At 58.1% G+C, this 2,343-nt stretch carries 3 protein-coding genes and 1 pseudogene; 3 read left to right on the top strand and 1 reads right to left on the bottom strand.

Going from position 1 to position 2,343, the window contains the following annotated elements:
* Nucleotides 1-87: 87 nt before the first annotated feature.
* Nucleotides 88-738 carry an alpha/beta fold hydrolase gene (locus PMI11_RS35885; RefSeq protein WP_037072751.1) on the top strand — a complete coding sequence of 217 codons (651 nt, stop codon included), beginning with the start codon at nucleotides 88-90 and terminating at the stop codon, nucleotides 736-738.
* Between the two features lie 249 nt (nucleotides 739-987).
* Here the strand turns inward: PMI11_RS35885 and PMI11_RS35880 are convergent, their stop codons facing one another.
* Nucleotides 988-1,956, bottom strand: coding sequence for an Lnb N-terminal periplasmic domain-containing protein (locus PMI11_RS35880; protein WP_244430766.1), 969 nt, complete (start codon nucleotides 1,954-1,956; stop codon nucleotides 988-990).
* Between PMI11_RS35880 and PMI11_RS38335 the strand changes: the two genes are divergently transcribed.
* Both PMI11_RS38335 and PMI11_RS38330 read left to right on the top strand, forming a co-directional pair.
* Entirely contained in the window at nucleotides 1,838-2,245 is a 408-nt protein-coding gene (locus PMI11_RS38335; protein WP_244430770.1) for a hypothetical protein, read from the top strand. The genes PMI11_RS35880 and PMI11_RS38335 overlap by 119 nt on opposite strands.
* A pseudogene (locus tag PMI11_RS38330) lies at nucleotides 2,242-2,343 on the top strand (transcriptional regulator); the annotation flags it as partial. The gene PMI11_RS38335 and the pseudogene PMI11_RS38330, both read left to right, overlap by 4 nt.

Here is a 2,343-nt window from a genome sequence, read left to right as displayed (position 1 = left end):
GCCAACCACGAGTTCACGCCAGCCACGAAGCAGATCCGGCTTCCCGGAAACCCCTGATTTCCTTTTGACCGAGAGACGGCATTTGACATGACCGATACCGTTGTTCTTCTCCACGGCATCAGGAGGACCAGCGCTTCCATGCGCAAATTTGAAAACTACCTGCAGGCCCAGGGCTACATGACGCGCAACGTTGACTACCCTTCGACCCGCTACCCCATCGAACGGCTGGCGGAGATCGTTGCTGAGGAGGTAGAAGATGCGGCTGAGAGCAACGGAGAAGGCCGTCTTCACCTGGTCGGACATTCCATGGGTGGGTTGGTCATCAGGGCCATGTTGAAGAACTATCGGCCATCAAATCTCGGGCGGGTGGTGATGATCGGCACTCCAAATAATGGCAGTCAGGTCGCAGATTTCTTGAAGAAGGTGCCGCTGTATAAAACAGCTTTCGGCCCTGCCGGCCAGCAGCTCGTCACCGATCAGAGCACGTTCGCCCATATATTCAGTCCGGTGGATTTCGAACTGGGCATCATCGCCGGAACCCGAACCATCGATCCCGTCTCATCATGGATCATTGGCTATCAAATCACCAACGACGGTAAGGTAACTGTCGAAAGCACGCGACTTGCCGGAGCTGCCGACCATATCGCAATCGCGGCCAATCACACATTCATTCCATCGAACAAAGTCATGTGGGCGCAAGCCCTTTCGTTTCTTCGAGACGGCACGTTCCACCGATGACCGCCCTTGAATGGATTCTAACCGCCGATCACAGCCAAGCCGCGATGTTTGCATCAGGTTGCTAGGTCTATATGCGATCCGCTGGACTTCCACGCAAGGCAAACCACCACCGGGGTATCCACGCCGTGCGATAAGAACGCCCGTGGTGCTGAGCCGAATACGAAAAGCCCGGCGGGGGCCAATCTAGTCCCCGGAGGCATTGTGTTGCCCGCCTAGCCGTTTTACTTGCTCAAACGCTTCGGCGAAGATTCACAACGCATCCTGCGGTGACGGGACACCGACGCGAATGGCCCGCGAGAAATTCGGCGAAACACCGTCGTCGTGCGCCCTTGCAGCGATGTGTGCGACCGACCGCAGTTGCGACAGGGGAATCGAGGTATCCAGCGCGCCCCGGTCATAGGCGTATTCCGGCAGGTATCCGTTGACGACGAGGCGCCAGTCCGTCGGCACGGTGTCGCCTGCGACGCGCATCATCTTGACGATGGTCGTCGTGCAGTTGGTCGTCAGCGAATTGTAGAAGACGGGCGTGGCCGCGAGTGCGTTTGCGTCGGAGACATACTCGCGCAGAAGAAGTCTCGCAGCCGCCGGCGTCGCCCTCAGATGGTAGATCTGGACGTCCTCGCCGCGAAAATTGGAGCGGAGGCCGATAACATCCCTTTCGTCTGCGGCGAGGATGACCAGAGGACTGTTTTTGAAGAGGTCTGCCAGCGGTGAGAACGAACCTCCAGAAAGGCGACGCACTTCGATAGACCACGCCAGATAGCGGCCGTCGTCGAAGCCGAAGCTCATGATGACATGCGCGATGGTCGGACCTGACCAATACGACATGAACATGTCGACGCTCTTCAGCTTGTTCAGGTCGTAACTGCGCGTCGTCCATCGTTCCGTAAAGTCGGTGGCGCTGCGCCACTGGAAATCGCGGACATTTGTCAGCGTCAACAGATCACCGTCGAATTCGCCGGTGACTTGACGAGCGACGTCCGGAGCCCACGCGCCATTTGCCGGCGGTTTGATCGCGCTCCACCAGACGAGGACAAGGACGAACGCGGACGCAAACGCGAGGACTGCACGAAAGCGCCTTCTGCCAAAGAGAGCCACGATGATCCAGACGCCAAATAGCCCGAACAAGATGGCGCTGGCTTGCCTGCCGACCTCGGGCAACGGCAAGCGGTACCAAAGCGCGAGCGACGACCAGGCCGATGCAAAGGCGACAAGCAACACGAGCACTACAATGATGATTGCACGGACCGGTCGAACCATTTTTGATTTTCCAAACGAGTTTGAAGCATCCGTCCTGATCATTGGACCCTATCGGTTTCCGGACTCGAAGCCCAGAACCTATCCGAAGCGACGGGACCCGGAATCCTCCATTTTGGTATGGCTTGAATTCCGCTGGCGTGACCGACGTGGCCAACAGGCGCGACAACACCAGGAATTCCTCCGCGACATCGCACCGTTTTCGTCGGCAACTTATGTTTTGACAAAGCGGCCGCGCCGCTCAGGATGAAGAGCGACAGTCGAAAAAGGGGACGCCTTCGGCTCGATGAACGACTTCGGGCGCTCCAGCCGATTGACCGGTTCAAGGCGCCGCCGAAGGGATGGGTG

The sequence above is a fragment of the Rhizobium sp. CF142 genome, assembly GCF_000281145.1.
GTDB lineage: Bacteria > Pseudomonadota > Alphaproteobacteria > Rhizobiales > Rhizobiaceae > Rhizobium.
Note: the sequence above shows the minus strand (reverse complement) of the source record. Positions and strands in the feature narration are given on the sequence as shown.